This window comes from Paenibacillus sp. E222, assembly GCF_013401555.1.
Classification (GTDB): Bacteria; Bacillota; Bacilli; order Paenibacillales; family Paenibacillaceae; genus Paenibacillus.
The window spans coordinates 7,158,171-7,180,037 of sequence record NZ_CP058552.1; the positions used below are offsets into that span (position 1 = coordinate 7,158,171).

15 protein-coding genes are annotated in these 21,867 nt (G+C 45.6%); 2 read left to right on the forward strand and 13 right to left on the reverse strand.

From position 1 onward, the window contains the following. The first annotated feature begins 104 nt into the window (after window positions 1-104). Entirely contained in the window at window positions 105-1,325 is a 1,221-nt protein-coding gene (locus tag HW560_RS32000; RefSeq protein ID WP_090901907.1) for an MGDG synthase family glycosyltransferase, read from the forward strand. 278 nt (window positions 1,326-1,603) lie between these two features. Here the strand turns inward: HW560_RS32000 and HW560_RS32005 are convergent, their stop codons facing one another. Both HW560_RS32005 and thpR read right to left on the reverse strand, forming a co-directional pair. Continuing rightward, a complete protein-coding gene (locus HW560_RS32005; protein WP_090894207.1) occupies window positions 1,604-2,461 on the reverse strand; it encodes a cell wall hydrolase in 858 nt (285 codons plus the stop codon). 130 nt (window positions 2,462-2,591) lie between these two features. Further along, window positions 2,592-3,200, reverse strand: a complete 609-nt coding sequence (thpR, locus tag HW560_RS32010) for an RNA 2',3'-cyclic phosphodiesterase (RefSeq protein WP_179265565.1) — start codon at window positions 3,198-3,200, stop codon at window positions 2,592-2,594. Between the two features lie 189 nt (window positions 3,201-3,389). Between thpR and HW560_RS32015 the strand changes: the two genes are divergently transcribed. Beyond that, window positions 3,390-4,346 carry a D-2-hydroxyacid dehydrogenase gene (locus tag HW560_RS32015; RefSeq protein WP_179265566.1) on the forward strand — a complete coding sequence of 319 codons (957 nt, stop codon included), beginning with the start codon at window positions 3,390-3,392 and terminating at the stop codon, window positions 4,344-4,346. A gap of 136 nt (window positions 4,347-4,482) precedes the next feature. On the opposite strand, the gene HW560_RS32020 is transcribed toward HW560_RS32015, so the two are convergent. From HW560_RS32020 to HW560_RS32070, 11 genes are all read right to left on the reverse strand, one after another. Continuing rightward, on the reverse strand, window positions 4,483-5,457 hold the full coding sequence (locus HW560_RS32020; protein WP_257031550.1) for a TRM11 family SAM-dependent methyltransferase: 975 nt from the start codon (window positions 5,455-5,457) through the stop codon (window positions 4,483-4,485). Window positions 5,458-5,501: 44 nt separating this feature from the next. Continuing rightward, on the reverse strand, window positions 5,502-7,214 hold the full coding sequence (locus HW560_RS32025) for a methyl-accepting chemotaxis protein (RefSeq protein WP_177185628.1): 1,713 nt from the start codon (window positions 7,212-7,214) through the stop codon (window positions 5,502-5,504). 361 nt (window positions 7,215-7,575) lie between these two features. Then, complete coding sequence (locus tag HW560_RS32030; protein ID WP_257031551.1) at window positions 7,576-8,574, reverse strand: MsnO8 family LLM class oxidoreductase; 999 nt, start codon at window positions 8,572-8,574, stop codon at window positions 7,576-7,578. Window positions 8,575-8,604: 30 nt separating this feature from the next. Beyond that, entirely contained in the window at window positions 8,605-10,020 is a 1,416-nt protein-coding gene (locus HW560_RS32035; RefSeq protein ID WP_090894198.1) for a deoxyguanosinetriphosphate triphosphohydrolase family protein, read from the reverse strand. Between the two features lie 2,247 nt (window positions 10,021-12,267). Then, on the reverse strand, window positions 12,268-14,148 hold the full coding sequence (gene htpG / locus HW560_RS32040) for a molecular chaperone HtpG (RefSeq protein WP_063564526.1): 1,881 nt from the start codon (window positions 14,146-14,148) through the stop codon (window positions 12,268-12,270). A 1,191-nt stretch (window positions 14,149-15,339) separates the two neighbouring features. After that, the gene (nikC, locus tag HW560_RS32045) at window positions 15,340-16,239 is read right to left on the reverse strand and encodes a nickel transporter permease (RefSeq protein WP_090998627.1); all 900 of its coding nucleotides are present in this window, start codon (window positions 16,237-16,239) and stop codon (window positions 15,340-15,342) included. Between the two features lie 24 nt (window positions 16,240-16,263). Further along, a complete protein-coding gene (locus HW560_RS32050; protein WP_090894193.1) occupies window positions 16,264-17,268 on the reverse strand; it encodes an ABC transporter permease in 1,005 nt (334 codons plus the stop codon). 154 nt (window positions 17,269-17,422) lie between these two features. Then, window positions 17,423-19,081, reverse strand: a complete 1,659-nt coding sequence (locus HW560_RS32055) for an ABC transporter substrate-binding protein (RefSeq protein ID WP_373564970.1) — start codon at window positions 19,079-19,081, stop codon at window positions 17,423-17,425. Window positions 19,082-19,932: 851 nt separating this feature from the next. Then, window positions 19,933-20,871 carry a glycoside hydrolase family 25 protein gene (locus tag HW560_RS32060; protein ID WP_179265568.1) on the reverse strand — a complete coding sequence of 313 codons (939 nt, stop codon included), beginning with the start codon at window positions 20,869-20,871 and terminating at the stop codon, window positions 19,933-19,935. Between the two features lie 177 nt (window positions 20,872-21,048). Further along, window positions 21,049-21,243, reverse strand: coding sequence for a hypothetical protein (locus HW560_RS32065; RefSeq protein ID WP_179265569.1), 195 nt, complete (start codon window positions 21,241-21,243; stop codon window positions 21,049-21,051). A 74-nt stretch (window positions 21,244-21,317) separates the two neighbouring features. Continuing rightward, window positions 21,318-21,815 (reverse strand): phage holin family protein, encoded by a 498-nt coding sequence (locus HW560_RS32070; RefSeq protein WP_179265570.1) that lies wholly within the window; start codon window positions 21,813-21,815, stop codon window positions 21,318-21,320. Between the last annotated feature and the right edge of the window lie 52 nt (window positions 21,816-21,867).

The following is a 21,867-nucleotide window of genomic DNA, read 5'->3' on the forward strand; positions in this document are numbered from 1 at the left end:
AACGAATGAACATGATTTTCCGCTTCGCTGTATATTCATGTAGTAATGCAACGTGCGGTATGACTATGAATGTTAAATTTAAATTGATGAATAAAGGTGAACTCATGCGAAAACCAAGAGTGCTCTTGTTATCCGAAGGTTTCGGCACCGGTCACACCCAGGCCGCCCACGCGCTCGCAAGCGGCATTAAGAAAGTCAGTCCACATGTGCATAGCCGGGTTATTGAGCTGGGCAAATTTTTAAATCCAACCATGGCTCCGCTTATTCTGTCCGCATACCGCAAGACACTAACCGTTCAGCCCAAGCTGGTCAGTCTGCTGTACCGGACGCAATACAACAAATCGCTAAACGGATTTACCAAACTGGCCTTGCACCGGATTTTCTATACACAGACGGCTCAAGTCGTATCCCAATTGAAACCCGATGCCGTGATCTGCACCCATCCATTTCCGAATGCGGTCATCTCACGACTGAAACGTCAGGGACTTAATATTCCACTATATACACTCGTCACAGACTACGATGTGCATGCAACGTGGATTAATCCCGAGGTCAACAAATATTTAGTATCCACGCCACAGGTAAAGGCTCTGCTTGAAATCAGGGGTGTTGAGCCTTCACGCATTCAAATCACAGGCATTCCTGTGCATCCTGATTTCTGGGAAGCCGGAGACAAAGTGAGCCTCAGACAGGAAATGGGGCTTCAGAACATGCCTACAGCTCTGCTGATGGGTGGCGGATGGGGACTTTCTTTTGATGAAGAGCATATGAAAGCCCTCACGTCATGGGCGGATCGGGTGCAGCTGCTGTTCTGTCTGGGAAGCAATGAGAAAATGATTGCCAAGCTGAAGGAAATGTCCTGCTTCCAGCATCCAAATATACGCATTCTAGGGTATACCCGCGAGGTCAGCAAACTGATGGACGTATCGGATGTGCTCATCACGAAGCCAGGTGGCATGACTTGTACGGAAGCATTGGCTAAAGGCCTGCCGATGTTATTCGTACCTCCATTGCCGGGACAGGAAGAAGAGAACTGTGAATATTTTGTACAAGCCGGATACGGGCAGGTCATTCACTCTGCTGACGTTATTGCGGATCGCTTCAGACATTTGTGTGAGCAGGTCTACGCACCGCATCAAGCTGAAAGCCAGCTGAAATCAGTTCACAATCCAGGTAACAGAAACACCTATGATCCAACGTGTTGTGCCCAGGCTGTCCATGATTTATTGTTCCCGGCTACAGCGGAAGTCACATCGGCACCCAAGGAGCGCTTCACAGCCGGAATTGGGGCAACTTCGCTGTCAGGTACCCGAATCCCATTCTAGCAGCTCTATGACCCCTTCTAGTCGTTCTACGAAGGCGTTTCATCTCTTAAAGACATGCACAAAGAAGGTTCCCCTCCATTGATCCGGAAGGGAACCTTCTTTTATTTCGTTCATATCTCCGTATGATTTGCTGCAAAAAAGGGTAATTTAAATAACAACCCCTCATGTCCAAATAAATTAAAAACGAAGAAATAAAACTGCATTTACAGAGCTTTTCAAGGTCTATGTATCAAATACATAGTTAACTACCCTGCCTGTTTGCAGAATTTACAGGTCAATTACTTGTAAAAAGTATGATGCCCGATCGTTTTTACTTTTTTTTGGGAGCGAGCCACTGTGAGATCGTCCGCAAGCGTCAATGACAAGAAATAATACGTATCATCGGCGACTTCCTTTTTCCCATTCAACGCTGCATTAACTGCCTTGATACTGTCCTCATTGGGAGTAACACGTTTCAAGCGCCCGTTCGCTACAGGACTGAATTGAGATTTCTGGTAGATTACTTTGTAAATGGTATCGGGAAAATTGGCTGACCGCAGCCGGTTTAAGACAACATTGGCTACTGCCACTTTGCCTTCGTACGGTTCACCTTCCGCCTCTGCCATGACGATTTTTTGCAGCAGAAGCAGCTCTTTATCGGACACACTGTATGACCAGGTTGCAAGTTTCGAGTCTTCCTGGTTCAGAAGTTTGGTCCGCGTAAAGTAAAGTTTTTGGGGGGGAGTCGTAATTGCAGCTACCGCTTTGGCACGCTCTACTTTCGCCAATTTGAGAGCAGCCTCTTTCTTTGCTTTGGCCGCTGCTGCAGCTCGGGCCGCATGTTTAGCCTTGGCTTCTTTCTGTTGCTGCTCTTCTTGAGCAGTCGTGAGCCAGTTCTTGGCCGGAAGCGAATTGGTCCAGTTATCAGCCTGGATAGACGCCTCAGTAGACAGACTTGTCCCGTCTTCCATCATCCGCCTGTCTCCGCTAAAAGAATTTTCGCTATTTTCCGCAGAAGCCGCAAGTTCGGTCATCTGTTTGCTATCACTTGCCTCATTCCATTTTCCAGTCGCCTGGACGACATTAGCCCCCACTATACATACAAGCAGCACAGATAACATCGGTGCCACCCAACGATTCTTGCTTATAATATCCATTCGAAGATTCCTCCTGTCGAAACAATTCCCTAAACTTAGTAACCACAAAAAAAGAATTTGAATAACGATGGCTAATATTACATAGGGAATAACGTAATGTCAATGTGATTTTATGTCATATCAATGAGTTTCAGGAAAAAGAAAACGTATCCACGACCTCATACATCGGCGCCTGACCTGGCTGTGTCACATAAAGCACAAAATCTTGCACCATCCAAGAATTAACACCCAAAAAGTGCCCTGGAAGCACTTCAAATATTCCTTTATCCTCATTTCCTGGGTCCCCACCCAGAAATTTACGCGCGATCGTAATATGAGGAGAATAAGGTCTTAATTCAGGTTCGAATCCAAGGGAGAAAGTTGCATCCACGATCCGTTTTTGCAAAAGATGCAGTTGGTCGATCTCTCCTTCAACACCTTTCCACAGCACCTTTGGTGTCTCTTCCAAACCGAACGTTCCCCATCCGGATAATTGCAGTTCAAAAGGCTGGAATCCGGACGCTGCCGAGCGCAGCACTTTCCGAAGTTGGCCAATGTCACTAACAAGGGTATCTCCCAGAAATTGCAATGTAATATGATAATCCCGGTAGTCCGTCCATTTGCGAAAATCAAACTTTCCTTGCACCTGTTCCGCAGACATCCGAAGTGAATTCTGAATATGTGCCGGCACTCGAAGTGCAGTAAATAATCGTTCCCGTCGGGATGGAAGATCCGTATGTGAATGTGAATAGTTATTCATGGTATACACCTCTTCTAAAGTTCGCTTTATTATTTCACAGTCGCCTCTATGGTTTCAAGCTGGTTAAGTATAGAGTGACACAATTTTTGGGATTTGCACATGAGGCTGTATTCCTGCCTTTTACGCACATCACCTTCTTTTCTGCTACACTAAAGCCACAACATATTTCCATTCAGGAGGCCACTAACTATGGGTAAAATTGTATGTTTTCCATCCTTGTCGACAAAGCAGCAGCAACGCATTCTGGATGCAGCACCAGGTTATACACTTACGGTTGGCAAAGCCAGGGAGATTGATACATCGGAGTTAAAAGAAGCCGAAATCATCGTAGGCTGGTCTCCTCTGGTAACCGAGCATGCACTGAAAGAAAACAGTCTTCTGAAATGGGTTCAGGTCTGGTCAGCAGGTGTGGATAACCTACCTTTCTCAGATTTGGAACAAAAAAGTATATTGGTAACCAGTGCTAATGGCGTACACGCCATTCCCATTACTGAAATCATTCTGGGCATGATGTTGTCCCACAGCCGCTGGCTCAGACAAGCGATGCTGCACCAGCAGCAGGCGGAGTGGAAATCACCTGGCAAACCACTGCCAGAATTGCATGGCAAAACTGCGGTTATCGTCGGCGTCGGAGAGATCGGATCAGAAACAGCGCGCATTCTCAAGGCACTGGGCATGAAGGTCATTGGGGTTCGGCGCTCCGGAAAAGACGTTCCGAATGTAGACCAAATGTACAATATGTCCGGCCTTCATGAAGCACTGGGGCAAGGCGATTACGTCATCAATATTTTGCCACTCACAGATGAAACCCATCATATCTATAATCAGACTGCATTTGAGCACTTCAAATCCGGTTCCTGTTTCGTCAATGTCGGACGTGGTCCAAGCGTGAATACGGAAGCTCTGCTGGGTGCACTGAACAGTGGGCAGGTTGCCTTTGCTGCACTTGACGTATTCGAGGAGGAGCCGCTCCCTGCCAATCATCCGCTGTGGGGTAAAGACAATGTCCTGATTACGCCGCACATTGCAGGCAGTACAGAGCAATACACCGAACGGGCGCTTGATATTTTTGTTCAAAACCTGGAAGCGTATATTGCTGGACAAACCCTCCCGCTCAATCTGGTGAATTATAGTCATAAATACTAAAAACGCTAAATTCCCCTATGTGAAATTGTACAAATCCATGTAAGGTAGTTTCCCTACAAAAATCAAAAACCTCGGTACCGGAAAATGAATTTTTTCCGGTACCGAGGTTTTTTCTGTTATTTTCAGTTCAACCGTTCTATGTGCAGAGCCAAATGTGACGTATAAACGTGCCTTTGCTCACCGTTCGATACTGATCAATGTTCCATCCGGCATCCAAAATGTGCCCCGCTACCCATTCGGTGGAAACGATCACTGCCCGTCCTGCAAGTCTCTTCAAACTCGTCAACATAGCAAGTTGCTCCTCATCCGGAAGAATAGAACAGAGATTATATGGCATGTCCAGAATGGCTGCATCGTAGAAACCTTCCAAATCATTCATATCCCCGAGGGTAATTCTGGCTGGATCATACCCATAATGAGGAAGATTAATGCGTGCACCCTGTACTGCCAAAGGGTTCAAATCATTACCTCTTGCCTCAATCCCCATCGACAACGCCTCAATTACAACGGTTCCCATTCCGCAGCACGGATCGAGCAACTGATGTCCCTCCACTTGCGGAATAGCAATATTGACCAACGCTCTGGCTAACGTAACACCAAGGCCCGTAGAGTAATTTTGCGGCTTGTGATGATGGGTTTGCCACGAGCGATCAGCCTCAGTCCATTGACCGAAGAGCCATTTTCCATTCACATGCATTAGTCCAAAAGTCACGTCAGGCTGTTTCATCATAGCTTTGCCTTGAATGCACATGCCCAGCTCTTTTTCCAGCAGACGGGAATGTGCATAATCCGGCATGTCATCGCCCTCTTTCAAGCAGACAACCTTGAACGTTTCACCAGATGACAGGGCGACTTGTGAAGCAGCAGGTTTCAGACCTGCTACTGTATCCGCTTCGGCCATCACATCCAGTCTGCCCCGGACAAATGGACTTCTACCTGGTGGAATGCAAATATTGGAGCGTACATAGGCGTGATCTCCTGAACCAATATCTGTTCCAGGAACGAGCATCGTTTCCAATTCCAATTCACATAGGGCACGTTCATTCTCATGACAAGCGAAGGTATATACGTAACTTCCGACAACTGAATCTTTGCTGTTTGTAGAGCTCAATATAGTACCCTTCCTTCATGTTTCTTCTATTATAAGAAGAGGTTTTATATTTTTAATTTTTCAATGGAAGAAAGCAGATCTTCAGACAGGTCTTTCAAGGTTTGAATATTGCCGCTAATCGTTTCCATTGAACTCACCTGTTCTTCGGCTGACGCTGACACTTCCTCAACACTTGCCGCGGATTCCTCTGATACTGCCGAGATTTGTTGACTGAAATCATTCATCCGTCCGCTCGCTTCCTGCATACCTTCCAGACCATCTGTCATTGTACCAATGACTTGAACCATACCCTCTACCGACTCACTAATGGTACGGAACAGATTGCCGGAATTACGTACTTGCTGCTGCCCTCGTTCTGTCTCCAGTACACCTGTTCGCAATTCCTCAACAACACCCTGAGAATCCTTCTGGATGTCCTCCGTGATGACGGTAATCTCCTCTACAGAAGTTCGAACGGCTTCGGACAATTTCCGCACTTCTGCTGCAACAACTGCAAATCCGCGTCCACTCTCTCCTGCACGAGCAGCTTCGATGGAAGCATTCAATGCGAGCAGGTTGGTCTGTCGCGCAATGTCATGAATGACTTGAACCAACTGCGATATATTTTCGTTTTTGCGGTCCAGCTGTTCCATCTTGTTCATGGAAGACGAAACTACACCAGCAATCTGCTGCATCTGGTTTACGGATTGCTCCATGGATTCGCGACCGGTCAGTCCTTGTTTCAAAATGAGATCTGACATCAGTCTAAGCTGATTCCCCTGTTCGGAATGTTGCTGGATATGTGCGTTCAATCCTTCAACAGTACGGGCAGATTCAACAGCCGTTTCCGCTTGACTCTCTGCCGCTTTTGCCGACTCTTCCATCGTTATGGCAATCTGTCGACTGCCGATCTTAACCTCTTCAGAGGAAATGGCCAGTTCGCTGCTTTGGCGGTTGACGGCTTCAGCGATTCGTCTGACATTCAATACCATCGAGGTCAGATTACCTTTCATGTCATTCACGGCTTTGGCAAGAACACCCACTTCGTCTTCATGTTTGGTATGTATGTCCTGGACATTCAATTGACCTTCCGCAATCAGTTTCACGGCACTGATCACCCGAAGCAGCGGTTTAACGACTTGTGAACGAATAATGGGAATGCTGACGGCCGTAATCACAATCATAATCAGGACACCCACAAAAATGATCATCCTGCCATCTTGTACGGATCGAATGGTCTGCGCGGCAGAGATATTGGACTGCTCCTGATTGTACTGCACCAGATAATCGAGATGAACTTGCATGGAATCAAAGGAAGCTGCCCCTTTTTCGGATACTTCCTTGGCCAACTGTTCCTGGCCTTCATCACTCAGCTTGATGGATTGCGTGTTAATCTTGAGGTACGCTTCCCACTTCATCTTCAGTGCGTCCCAATGTTCCTTTTCTTCCGTAGACTTATCCTGTTGATCATACATTTTAATAGCCTGAGCTGTTTCGCGAATGTATTTAGTACGTTCTTCAGCCAGGTTTGCTTTCTCACTTGCCTGGGCATCATAATGGCGATAACTCAATGACAGAATATGTTCTGTCGTATAGTTCAATCGGTTAATCTGCTGGAGTGATGGTATCCAATTATTGGTGATATCATTCGTGTTATTTTCCATTGAATTCATTCGTGTAATAATCGTGACACTCAGAAGAATTAAACAGAGGATTAATAAATAGAACGCAATGCTGATACGCAGACCGATACTCTTGATCCTGAATCTGCTAAACATGTGATTTCCCCCTTGTGCCCATCTTCGGCCACTTCCGTATTTTAGGTGCTTTTGTCGTTGTTTTACCCTTCTTTTGGCATCTTGCAAAATACTCTTTTCTATATTATATCTATAGGAAAAGAGACGTAAAGTATTATAACATTCTTTTGTTTTAGTCATGCTTTATTTTGTAAAATCTTGTGATTATTTCACACCATCTGTTGAACGGAATCGAATAATGTAAAATTATGACCTAAATGAAGCAAAAAAGAGCTGCAGCATACGGCAAATATCCGATCTGCAACTCTTACGATTTGAATCCATGCAGATGGCAGGTATGGACCCGCCATTCTTTGTATCACAACGGCTAACAGTCGTCCTCTCATGCGTTCATCAGTAACTTATAAGAGGCCAACCTTCGTTCGTAATCCGGTCCAGCTGTCACCACAAGTAGCCGATCCGTATCTAGCCTTTGGCACACCTGTTGCAACTGATCCCAGACCTGTGCAGGTGTACCGGCATAATGCCGCTGTACTCCATTCTCAGTGGCATCAGTGGTCCCGTTGTTATTGCTTGAACTTGTGCTGATGTTGTCAGCCTGCGTAGAAATCTCTTTCCCAACGGCTCTGCGTCTTTCCGCCATTTCGCGGCTCCAGGACAACGCCTCTTCCTGCGTCTCCGCACACAGTACACTGACAGCAACCATAACCTCCGGCTCTTTCCTATTGGCGCTGGGGATAAACCCCTCCCGATAACGCCGCACAGCCTCGGTACCCTCCGTATCACTCATAAATTGTCCGAATACATACCCCATACCGAAGCGGGCAGCAAACTCAGCGCTCTTTACATTGGTCCCCAGCATCCATAAGGATAATGGAAGCTCCGGAATCGGGCGGGCCGTCACCGGATGTTCTTCATAGGTATAGCGGTCTTCCAGCAGTTCGGTTAGTGCAGCGAGCGACTCAGGCAACTTGGACACATGTTGCAAGTAATTGCCACTCAAGGCCATCGTTGCATTAGGACCGCCCCCAGGAGCACGTCCCAAGCCTAACTCAATGCGCCCCGGGTAGAGCGCCGCCAATAGTCGAAATGACTCGGCTACCTTAAGCGGGCTATAATGTGGTAACAGCACAGCACCAGAGCCAAGCTGGATCGTGTTCGTTCGCGCGCCAATATGGGCAAGCAACACTTCAGGTGATGCTGATGCAAGTTCGTCCATATCATGGTGCTCAGACGTCCAGTACCTTGAATAGCCCCATACTTCAGCATGCTGCGCAAGTGTAACGGATTGTTGCAGCGCCTGTTCTGCTGTGGCGCCGTTCAACCTTGGAACAAGGTCAAGTACGCCTAGATTGTATTTTCCACTGATATTCGCACCCAAGCGTCTCATCTCCCTTCGTCTTGCTTATCTCTAATCGAGATCGTAGATGGAACCGACCTTAAGACCGTATAGTTCATTGTATATTTTCTCGGCAAAAGCATCCGTCATCCCGGCAATATAATCGATCACCATATGCTCCCAAGTCCAGATCGGATTCGCCTTCGCCTGATCCTTCTCATAGCGTTGCAGCCAGTCGGACGGAATAATGGATTTGGACGTTTCCGGGTCAAGGAAAGCATCCCACAGACGCTTGATCATCCATTCACTGCGCTTTTGCAACCTCTGCACACGCAGGTCACGAATCATGGTCACCCAGGCAAAGCTCTTGAGCACACTCACCGTACGCAGCATATCGAGATCCTCGGCACCTTCACGGACAAACGTCACCTTTTTCCAATCTCCGTTATCAATAACCCCCAGGCTAGCGACAAAAAGACTGACCCAGTAAGCCTTGACCTCACGGCGGGTACGTGAGTAATCATGCTCGCAGAACGGCATCTTTTCATTCCAGATGCGCAGGAACGAAGCGAGAACTTCTTCGACTTTTTTGCCAATCGCTTCCCTTGTCCATCCGTTCCAGAACAGATCCTCCAGCGTCGTAATCTTATCCACAATCAATCGATTGATATGCGGATCTTGCAGGAAATGCTCGTGTACTTCGATTTTGCCTGCTTTGATGCCATCTTCCAGATCATGTGCGGAATACGCAATATCGTCGCAGAGGTCCATCAGCTGTGCTTCAAGCGTCTTTTTGCCAGCAGGAATGTCCCAACGATTGCGAATCTCGCGGATATACTGCCATTCATGATGGTACATGCCTTTCTTGCTCTCCGTGCCGGGATACGGATACTTGTTGATGCCGAGCAGCACCGCATCCGACAGGTTCAGCCCATCGATATCTTCCCGTTTTTCCAGAAACATAATGAGACGGAAGTTATGCGCGTTGCCTTCAAAATGCTCGTACTTCCGCTTGAGCTCTGCACGAATCTCCGCTTCCGGTTGAGGTGATTTGGCCCCGCGATTTTTCTTCATGATTTTCTTGACCTCTGTGTTAATGAGACCATCGAGGATGCCATCCAGCACTTCTTCACCTTTATGCCCAAAAGGCGGGTGACCGAAGTCATGCGCAATCGCGGCACACTCCACCACTTCCGAATCAATAATCAGTCCGGGACTGTCCGCCTGGTTCAATTCTACCTCCGGGTAGCGACGCAGCAAGCTTCTTGCTGCTTCTCGTGCAATCTGCGCCACCTCCAGGGAGTGGGTCAATCGTGTGCGATAATAATCGCCTGTTCCTGCGCCAAATACCTGCGATTTGCCTTGCAGCCGACGAAAGGTTGGTGAATGTATCAGTCTGGAATAGTCGCGCTCATAGGCTGCACGAGCCCCATCCAGTTTCGTTAGTTCAGGGTATTGTCTATGTTCTCTCAGATCGTTCCATTGCATGTTGATCACTCCTAGCCGACTGTCTCTATTTTGAGTGATTATACACATATTCTGCAGTTTCGAAAAGCAAAACCTGTCTGCGATTGTCATCTCTTCTCACATCAACTTGTGATACACAGTCGTCTTCTCTTATTATACCCTGCCAGACTATCATCCGTGCACCTAAATGATAATGATATAAAATGACATTATAATTCACTCAAATTTTGAGGTGTTTTTTGTCAATAGGAGTTGCTGTACTGAATTCTTACATACGCCCCTAAGGGTTTAAGATAATATTCTAGGTGCGAAAGTTGAGTTAATAAGTACAACGTATCCCATTGATTAAATTCTATTCAAAAAAAAGTTCGATAAAGTATCCCTCAAAGAATGAGAAATCTACTTTACCGAACATTTAATTCTAAGTTCCGACATCCTCACATTACTTTTGATGATTGAAATTTTGCGAGATTCAAGTTGTGAAGAAGGGGTGATTTTTTTTCTCTCGCTAGCTGATTGTAACTTATCCCCAAAAACAACCATGTAGTCAAGTACGAAAATTCCGGGACGGATATCATTAAGGATACATAAATTATTAGCAAAGAAATTTTAAGACCATCATTAAAATAACTTTTCTTTAATTTAAACATTGGATATAAGAAAAATATACTAAATAAAATAAATCCAATAATACCACTATTAACCAATAACGTAGAGAAAAAATCAGTTGAGCGAACATATCCAAATCCAACCCCGAACAACTTGTTGAAAAATGGCATATGTGAAAAATATTCCAGATGTTTGAACATAGAAGAGGATCTTTGAATTCCAGAGTGGGAATCAATCTTATTAAATAGTAAGAATTCAAGAACGGAAGCAATCCTTTTATAATTTAGGATAGCTAAAATTGCGGAGAAATATATTAGTATTTGACAATACCTATCTCTTAAATGATAACGCAAAACTCTATACATGAAATAAATTAATATTCCTAAAAATGCGGTTGAAGAGGTCGATAAAATTAATGCTATTAGCATGGGAATGTGGAATAAAGGTTTGCGTAAATGTATTGCGAATATCCAGAGAGGTAATACAGTTAGCGCGAAAGCGCTTGGCTCTCCTGTTAGACTCTTCATCCTGAGTGTATCTATTCCAAAAGCATCAGTTCTCTGACTCATGCTCCCCAATCTAGGATTACCGTTAATATCTAAAGCAAATACTCTGTTACTTAAAAAGTCTCCAGTTGTTCCAAATAGTAAATAATAAAACCATTCGTAAAACCCATAAATAAGAAATATAGAAGTGCCTATGAATATGTACTTATTCCACTCCTTCTTGTAAAAGTACTTAGTGTAAAAGCAAATTATTGAAGCAGCAATAAGATAAATGGATTGAGTAAATAGGCTCGATCTTAAAAAAACATGCCCATTTTCGTTAACTAATATAACATTGTGTACGAAATTGTAGTCATATCCTCCATTCATTTTGAATAAGACAGTTAATTGTGCTAAGGCGTTAAATAACGTTAACACGTAAACAAAAATAATTAAGTCTCTATAAAAATAATTGGTTACCTGTTTAACTTCCATATTGTTTTTGAATTTTAGACTAATAGCAAATAAAAGCACAAAAACAACTGATAACAAGGATAAAAGTAGCCCAGGCGTTGTTCCTGGATTTGAAGGCATTAAAACCCAAGAATTTATAGGTAAAACAATGGCCCATATTTTAAAATAATTATCAAAAGGTTTAGGGGCGGATAATACTTTAATATACTTTCACCTCTCAATATCGCTTTTGATACAAATTGTATCACTGAGGATAGTATGTATCAATACCAAAGAAATTTTTCTGTAAAAATAGTTTTATTCATTTTCAAAAAATTGCATCAGTAAGAACCACTATCCATAACACATGACCTACCTACATAGCCTCACTTTGTTATTATCACGAATTGTAAAATGAGATGCGACAGTTCCTCTATGAAAGTTCATATTCGGACAATTCAAATACATGAAATATCGCTGTTCTCTCCAGTATCATCCGCCTCTTCACTACTTCCGCTGTTTTTATTAACAAATCCTGATGTCTACAGTAAAAAATCCGACAGGAAGGAAATACCCTGTCGGAGTGCAGATGGTGGTTGCAAGGGTTAGGCCGTTGCAGGTTACAGAAAGAACTCTACCGTACCTTAAACCCTTACGTTACGTAAAATGTTGTAACCTAGCTTTCTTGTTACACCGTTATATCACTGCAGTATTGCGGATTTTAAACCATAACCTTGCAGATATCGTTGGTGAACTCAACCGGGTCTTGAATTGGCAGTCCTTCAATCAGCAATGCTTGATGATACAGCAAGCTTGTGTAAAGGCTCAGTTTTTCTTTATCCTGTGCAAATGCGTCTTTCAAGGATTTGAAGACATCGTGATTTACGTTGATCTCCAGCACTTTGTCCGCCTGTACATTTTCACTGTTCGGCATAGCTTTCAGGATTTTCTCCATCTCAATCGTCAGCTCACCTTCGGTGGACAAACATACCGGGTGGCTTCTGAGGCGTTTGGAAGCTTTAACAGCTTTTACTTTGCCGCCGAGCTGTGCTTGCATCGCTTCGAACAACTCTTTGTTGTCGTTGTCCTGTGCGTCCGTCTCTTCTTTATCTGCACTGTCCTCGATGCCCAGGTCACCACTGGAGATGGATTTGAATTCTTTTTCTTTGTAATTCGTGATCATCTTGATTGCAAACTCATCGATGTCGTCGGTGAAGTACAAGACTTCATAACCTTTATCGAGTACACCCTCGATCTGCGGCAGCTTCTCAATCCGCTCAATGGATTCACCCGATGCGTAGTAAATGTACTTCTGATCTTCCGGCATTCTGGAAACGTATTCGTCCAGGCTCACCAGCTTCTTCTCTTTGGAAGACGAGAACAAGAGCAGATCCTGCAGGGTGTCTTTGTTCACGCCATAGTCGCTGTATACGCCATACTTCAACTGACGGCCAAATGCTTGATAGAATTTCTCGTAATTCTCACGCTCGTCCTTGAGCAAGCTTTGCAGTTGGCTCTTGATCTTGTTTTTGATGTTCTTCGCGATCAGACTGAGCTGACGGTCGTGTTGCAGCATTTCACGGGAAATGTTCAAGGACAGATCTTCCGAATCCACCATACCTTTTACAAATCCGAAGTAATCTGGCAGCAAATCACCGCATTTGTCCATGATCAATACACCGTTAGAGTACAGTTCAAGGCCTTTTTCATACTCTTTTGTATAATAATCAAACGGTGTGTTCTCCGGGATAAACAGGATTGCATTGTATACCACTGCGCCATCCGCGCTGATGTGCAGATGTTTGAGCGGTTTGTCAAAACCGTAGCGTTTTTCCATATAGAAGTTGTTGTAATCTTCTTCGGTCAGTTCGCTTTTATTTTTACGCCAGATCGGCACCATGCTGTTCACGGTTTGTTCTTCTTTGTACTCTTCGAATTCGTTCTCTGTACCCTCTTTTGCACGCTGACCTGTCACATCCATCTTGATCGGGTAGCGGATAAAGTCGGAGTATTTCTTGATGATGGATCTCAGGCGGTACTCTTCCAAAAATTCGTCATACGAATCTTCTTCGGTATTTTGTTTAATCGTCAGGACGATTTCCGTACCCACGGAATCTTTCTCTGCTGGAGAGATCGTGTACCCGTCCGCGCCTTCGGATTCCCATTTCCATGCTTCGTCGCTGCCCAGCGTTTTACTGGTTACCGTCAACTTGTCCGCCACCATAAATGCGGAGTAGAAACCAACCCCGAATTGTCCGATGATGTTGTGTCCGTCTTTGGCTTCATTCTCTTTCTTGAACGCCAGCGAGCCGCTTTTTGCGATAACCCCCAGATTGTTCTCCAGCTCTTCCTGGGTCATCCCGATTCCTGTATCAGTGAGCGTGAGCGTACGGTTCTCTTTGTCGATGGTAAGCTTGATGTAGTAGTCCTCTTTGTTGAAAACTAGTGTGTCGTCCGTCAGTGCTTTGTAATATATTTTGTCAATGGCGTCGCTGGAGTTGGAGATCAGTTCTCTCAAAAAGATTTCTCTTTGGGTGTAAATGGAGTTGATCATCATATCCAGCAAGCGTTTGGATTCAGCCTGGAATTCTTTTTTAGCCATGAATGGGTGTCTCCTTTCAAATTGGGGATAGAATGATTGGGTTAAATATAGAAAGTAAACCTTTGAATACTCCCATGCAGAATGTTACGTTACTAGAAAAGCCTTCAATCGCTTTGATCCCTAGATTTTTTTGATTCACTCTATTCCTCATTTAAAATAAGCGCATGATTTTGTGCGGTCTAGCCGTTCCGGTTACGAATCGTTCTTTCGATCGCTGTTATCCCCTAATTTCCTTGATCTCCTTTTAAAAAGGGAGAAATTAGGGGATAAAGGCGAACGCTTCGCTTCTACAGAATCGATTTCGTCCCCTTCACTATTGCCGAACCATTCACCAACTGATTTTAAACATTGAGATTTTAATCAATTGAAAATCTATTGATCATTCTTTCGCGTACCAGGCTTTTTCTGGCTCATTCCACTCTCATGTCCTATTCAAAGTTAACTTAATCCATATTCAAAAACACAATCATTCCATATGTAGTCGTGCAGTAAAAACATCATTTGTTAGCACTCTGATGATCGGAGTGCTAAACCCTTCCTTTTATATAACATATGGGAAAATTGGGTGTCAATACGATGGCGGTTATTTTAACAAAATCATCGAATAACACTTCAAGTTTTGCACATCTCTAACCATTTTAGCTCAATACATCATGCAACACAAAAGCCGCCTCGAACCAAAGTTCGAACCGGCTTGGAGACAGATTGTAATAAGTATGTTGGAAGAGTAGCTAGTATCACATCGTTCCCCTCTAATGTATTTTGAAGGGTCATCCACCTTGCTGTGTAGCAACAGGCGCACTGGTTGACTAACTTAGGGGCGGTTGATAATGGCAAGCCCACGCTAAGGAACCTCACTGACGTTAATTGGTCCCTTTAAGATGTTTTCATATTCTAACAAATCGTAGACACGCTATTTCTTACCTTTAGTTGACCTTTGGAGACTTTCCGCAGGTTTTTCGTAAAATAGCGTGTTTGAAAGTCGTTAGACTGGGAGATGGGCAGTAAATCGCAGAATAAGGCTTCCTAAGTTCGTTAGATTTGGAACAGAAGTTGGATTACAGCTACAAATTACACTTACATTTAGCGTTGGCGTTCAAGCTGCGTTACAGCAAAAGTTAGAGTTACAGAGGTCGGTTATACATTTAGGTTACGGTTACGGTTGCAGGGTACGGTTGGAGATGCAAACCTCTACTTTTTGGCCATCTTTGGATCAAGGGTATCGCGCAAACCGTCCCCGAGCAAGTTGAAACCAAGCACGGTGAACATGATGGAAAGTCCGGGGAAAATAAGCGTCCACGGCGCTTTTTGCAGAAACTGGCGGGAATCCGACAGCATTTTGCCCCATTCCGGGTCAGGTGGTTGGGCACCCATGCCGAGGAATCCAAGTGCAGCCGCTTCAATAATCGCTGTTCCAATCCCCAGTGTGCCTTGTACGATGAGCGGGGTGAGACTATTGGGCAAGATGTGCCGGAACAGAATTCGCATATTGCCAGCCCCCAGCGTACGCGCTGACGTAATGAATTCCTCCTGTCTCAAGCTAAGTACCCTTGAACGCACCAGTCGTCCGTAGGTCGGGATGTTCACGATCGCTATCGCGAGTAGTGCATTTTGCAAAGACGGGCCGAGAATCGCCACAATGGCGATTGCCAACAGGATAGCAGGGAAAGCGAGCAGGATATCGAACAAACGCGAGATGAGCATATCAGCCCATTTTCCATAATATCCTGCAATCAGACCGAGCAATGCGCCCGCAATAATAGAGCCAATAACAGAAAAGAAACCCACCCACAATGAAATGCGCGCTCCATGCAGCACTCTGGAAAATACGTCACGCCCCAGATCATCGGTACCAAACCAATGCTCTGCCGAAGGGGCCTGCAGACGATCCGTAAGCACCTGCTCTTTGTAATCATACGGGGCAATATACGGGGCAGCAAAGGCCAGCAGGATGAAAAAAACGATAATAATCAAGCCTGCCAGCGCAAGCCGATTTTTCCGAAACGTTCTCCAGGCTTCCCGCCACGGACCCGATGCAGGTGCCGACGCGGCGTCAATGGAAGCTCCCGTATTGGTCGATAATTTGGCCATGCGGCGTCTCCCTTCTGTTCATACTCATTTATAACTAATGCGAGGATCGAATACGGCGTACAGTAAGTCTACAATCAGATTAATCACTACGAAGAAGAAGGCCACAATCAGGATGCCGCTCTGGATCACCGGATAGTCGCGCGAACTAATTGCTTCATATATATAGCGACCGACACCGGGCCAAGCAAAGATCGTTTCCGTCAGCACGGCTCCCCCCAGCAAAGATCCGGTCTGTATGCCGATGACGGTGAGCACGGGAATAAACGCATTTTTCAACGCATGTCCATATACGACGAAAAACGGGCCGAGTCCCTTTGCCTTCGCGGTTCGGATATAGTCCGAACTCATTACTTCGAGCATACTGGAACGCGTCATCCGGGCAATAACCGCCATCGGAATCGTGCCGAGCGCGATACTTGGCAGCAGCAAATGTTTCGTAACCGTCCACAGCTGATCCCAACGTCCGGCAATCATCGTATCGAGCACATACAAGCCCGTAATGGCTTCAACCGGATCACGTGCATTCATCCTGCCGATGGACGGCAACCAGTGCAGTTTATTCGCAAACAGCCACTGCTCCATCAGCCCAAGCCAGAAGATTGGCATCGATACACCCACCAATGCTATGACCATACAGCAGTAATCGAACCACGAGTTATGTTTCCACGCACTGACAATCCCGGCATTCACGCCAATAATGATCGCAAACAGCATACTCGCCATCGTTAATTCGAGGGTCGCTGTCAGATAGGGCACAATTTCCTGGGCAATGGGAACCTTGGTGCGGATGGATGTGCCCAGATCTCCCTTAAACAGATCGCCCAGATAAGCAAAATATTGTTGAAACCAGGGTTTGTCCAGTCCGAGCTGGTCACGCAGAGCTTGCTTGGATTGTTCGGTTGCCTTTTGCCCGAGTATGGTCTCGGCCGGATCACCCGGAATGGCATGGATAATGGAAAAGACGATCAGGGTCATGCCCAGCAGTACGGGCAGTAACACGAGTATACGTTTGACGATGTAACTGTTCACTCCTCATTCACCTGCCTTTAACGTATAAAAAGCGCTGGCAGACATGCATGCTTTAGATCGTTACATCCTGATGTGGGTTCTGCCAAGCATTGCGTATACGCCAGCGCTTTGTAACTAATGAATCCTGTTAATACTAAGTCAGCTCGTATATAAGTTATTCAAAGTAGGCATTGGCATAGGATTCCGTGCCTAATGGGGACGGTACGAAATCCTTCAGGTTCGCTTTACCTGCCAGAATAGGCGTGGTGTGCACCAGTGGAATCCATGGAGCATCTTGCTTAATAATCACTTGCGCTTGCTTGTACAGTTCCGCACGTTTGTCCTGATCCGTTTCTTTCTGCGCACTCGTCAGCAACGTATGCAGTTCTTCGTTTACGTAGAAGCTGCGGTTGTTGCCCGGGATTGCATCCTTATCGAGCAGCGTGTACAGGAAGTTATCCGGGTCACCGTTATCACCGGTCCAGCCGAGCATGTAAATATCGTCTTTCTCCCCGGCTTTGGCATCATCCAGATACGTTGCCCACTCTGGTGATTCAATGTTGACGGTCACTCCGATTTTCTCAAAATCGGCCTGGATCGCTTCGGCAACCTTCTTGCCGTCAGGCATATACGGCCGGGATACTGGCATGGCATAGAATGTTACCGGATCAGGCAATCCGTCAGGGTAGCCGGCTTCGGCAAGCAATGCTTTTGCTTTTTCCAGATCATAAGCATAGTCCTCAATACTGTCGTTATACCCCCACAGTGTTGGCGGCATCGGGTTCACCGCTGGCTGCGCTTGTCCCGCAAAAAAAGCATCAATAATGCCCTGTTTGTTTACCGCATGGTTGAGGGCTTGTCTTACTTTCACGTTATCAAACGGTTTTTTCTTAAAGTTGAAACCAATGTATGACACGTTAAATGGTGGACGCTCGATTTTTTGCAGCTCGCTATTCCCCTCAAGGATGGACAGATCGTCAGGGTTCAAGTCTTCCATGATATCAATCTCGCCGTTTTGCAGCGCATTGAAGCGAGCCGTGTTATCCGGAATGGAGCGCACAATCACTTTGTTTAGCTTCGGCAGTCCCTCTTTCCAATAATTCGGATTCTTCTCCAGGGTGATGGAGTCGTTCCGCTTCCACTCTTTGAATACAAATGGGCCTGTGCCTACGGGCTCGCTCTTGAAATTTTCCTTTTTCTCCTGAATCGCAGTTGGACTTGCAATACCAAATGGCGTCATCGCAATGTTTTGCAGGAAAGGCGCTTGTGGCTGGTTCAGGGTGAACTCGACCGTTGTCTCGTCAATCGCCTTCACTTCCTTAATCACACGTCCGTCTTCCGGACCAAACATGGAGTCATAATAGTCGAAGGAATCTCCCTCGAATTTATATTCACTGGCCGGATCACTCCATCGGTTGAAGTTGAACACCACAGCGTCTGCGTTGAAGTCGGTACCATCGTGGAATTTCACGCCGGACTTCAGCTTGAAGTCATACTTGAGTCCATCCGCCGAAATCTCCCAGCTCTCAGCCAGTCCAGGAACAACCTCGGTTCCACCTTCTTTGTAGTCCAGCAATGAGTCGAATACCTGATGGCCAATCTTCAGCGACTCCCCATCCGTCACAATTGCCGGGTCCAGTGCCACGGAATCTCCACCGCGTCCCATAATCATCGTATCCTGTGCTGCCACTTCTGCCGGAGGCTCGCTACCTTCTGCCGGAGCGGGGGAATTGCCTGTACCCTCGTTACTGGTGCTAGAGCAGCCCGATAGAATCAACACTGTGCTCATAGCCATGGCCATGACCCCGGATAACCATTTTTTTCTCATTCGCATACGTACAACACCCTTCCCTGTCTCATAATGTGTGTGATACTGGCGTGAAAAAACTCCAATGATTACAATCGATCGGTTTGGTGCCTTGTATCATATGAAAGGCTTTAGATGCCTTTGATACCTGTGTTGTAAATCCGGATATGTTAAATCGTATATATGAAGTGTAAAACGGGATGTAACCGTACACATTTTGTTAGTTATTTTCGGATGATGTGGCGAGTTATGAATTACCTGTGCTCGTTGCGTGATAATTGAACTTAGGTCAATAAGCAACAGCAGAATGGTATCGACTTGGTGGCGGCTTAATAAGGCTGATTTAGAGAGAACGGTAGTGTTGTTTGGTATGGAATTTGGTATGGAATTTGGTATGCAGTTTGGCTAAAGGCTTGGCTTAGGGTTTGACTACGAGTTAAACGTCATGGCTAAAATGTAATTGGCAACGTCTAATGATGGCGATTAGCCGGAACAGAAATTTGGTAAACAGAACATTTAAGTGGTTTCTCAAGCAGGTTGGATTGGATTACTTCAATACGTTGTGAAATTGATCAAGAGATGCTGGATTTTACAACAGGGAGACATTACAATAACTTTTGATGTTAAAGTCTTGTCATGATGAGGAGGATTGTATAAATAAACAGTGGTGAAAATCGATTTCGTGTAACTTACTTTACATCACATTCATCAATTAGACAAGAGATTTACGGACATAAGTCTTCAACTTTATTATATATGTTAATATCATTTACATAAAACACAAAAAAGGAACACCGTTCGACAAAATGCGTCGTGTGTCCCTTGTTGTGTTCTCTCTTTTAAAACTAGGTCTAACTTATATTTTAAGTTATGTCAGCTTATTTTTTGAATAAACCTCTGCGGTACATGACCGTGATAAAACGGTAAAAATCATAACTCGCCCCACTATCGATGCTGAACAGCGGATTTTTGGTGTCATATGCCAGCGCTGCGTCCACGGCAGCTTTTGCCCAGACTGGAACTTCCATCTGCTGGCGCGCCTGCAGTTTATCGACCTGGGATTTCAGCGCATCAAACGCTGCTTTCTCTTCGGCTGTCATCGGTTCGCCCCCTTTCGGTGGTTCGGTTGGATTCGTGGGATTGGTCGGTTCGGATGGCTCTGGCGGCTTTGGTGTTGCTGTTGCATATCTTGCTCTCAATTCCGCTGCCGATCCTTGGAACTCATTAATATCCACGTTGCCGCTGATCCCGTTCACCTTGCCCGAGTCCGTATACTGCCAGAACGTCCAACGTTTCCAGGCAGGCTGGTCATCTGGTACACGGGTGTTGCTGTAACGTGCGATCCATAGATCGTATGAGCTGAGTGATGTATCAAAATTCCCGGCAAATGAATTGCCCGTGTATATGATCGGTTTCACACCCTTGAGACGTTGCAATTCCGTTAAAAAAGCCTTAGCTACCGTGTTGATCTGAGCTTTGCTCAGGTTACCAGGGTTGTTCTCATAGTCCATGACAGGAGGTAATTGCAGTGCCTTGGCGCCTCCTACTTTTTGCAGTGTATTGGCATAATGCGCCGCTTCAGCCTTCGCACCATCAGTAGTCGTTGCGCGGAAAAAATGGTACGTTCCGACCAGCATGCCTGCCGCCAGTGCGCCGGTTACATTTTTCTGAAAGTTCGGATCGGTATACGTCTGCCCTTCCGTGGCTTTGATGAACACAAATGTCATGCCGCTTGCCTTCACTTTGGCCCAATCGATCGTGCCTTGATAACGGGAGACGTCAATGCCCTGCGTGTTGCCCGAGCTTCTCGTTTGCATGTTTCTCACACCCTTTATGCGGCAAATTGCCGTTTGTATATAGTTAATGCTTGGGGGGCAGGGGTTGCTTGTGTGCGTGTCCCTGATGTTGGTAAAAGCTGAATTTGGATTGCTAGAGTGTATGTCACATATGGCTATATAAGGGCTTCATATTCTATGTCGTCTGTTGGTAGACTACTAGGTATCCATTAACTCACTAAGGAAAAGATACCGAGTCGGTACGTGACCGTTCCAGATACGGATCGTTCTTCCGATCGCTGTTGTCTCCAAATCTTCTTGATTGATTTTCTTAAAGGTTAGAAATTCAGAGACAAAGGCGACCGCTACCGCTTCTTCAGAATCGATTCCGTCTCCTTCACTACTTGTAGCCAATGAATCAGACTATCGATTCAAATATTTTCTCTCCCTCTCTTAATAAAGGGCACATTTGAATGAATGAATGTTCTTTACTTCGTTTCATCTCTGGTCTGTTTGTCGATATCCTTATCATCTGACTGTACAAAAGATTCTCTGGAATCAGGAGTATACTTGTCGGTAATCCCCCCGTCTCCTCCCTTACCCTTGAGCACTTCAATCGCCTGCCGGATCGCAGGTGGAATTGGTGCTCCCAGCTTGCCCCCATTTTCAATAATGGACAACAACTCATTTGCGATATAAAAAAAGGCGACCGCATCCCTGAACAAATGTCCGTCTCCCAGAACACCGTCCACCAGATGAGCCACCGATACCATTGCAAAAATAAATACCTTTCGGGCGATGCCAAACATCCCGACATTACTCTCTAACCTGCCGCTCATTCCCGCTGCCGCGATGCCGGTAAGGTAGTCGAGAATGACGAATACGAGCAGTACGCCTAGTACCCCTGACCAGCCTCCGAAGAAATAGGTTGCTGAGCTGGTTATTAAGGCGAGGAGCCATTTCCATAGGGTGTCCCATCGTTCCATGGTTTCACCTCCCTCAAAAAAGGTTTCGAACTTTCTCACTCCATGACAACAA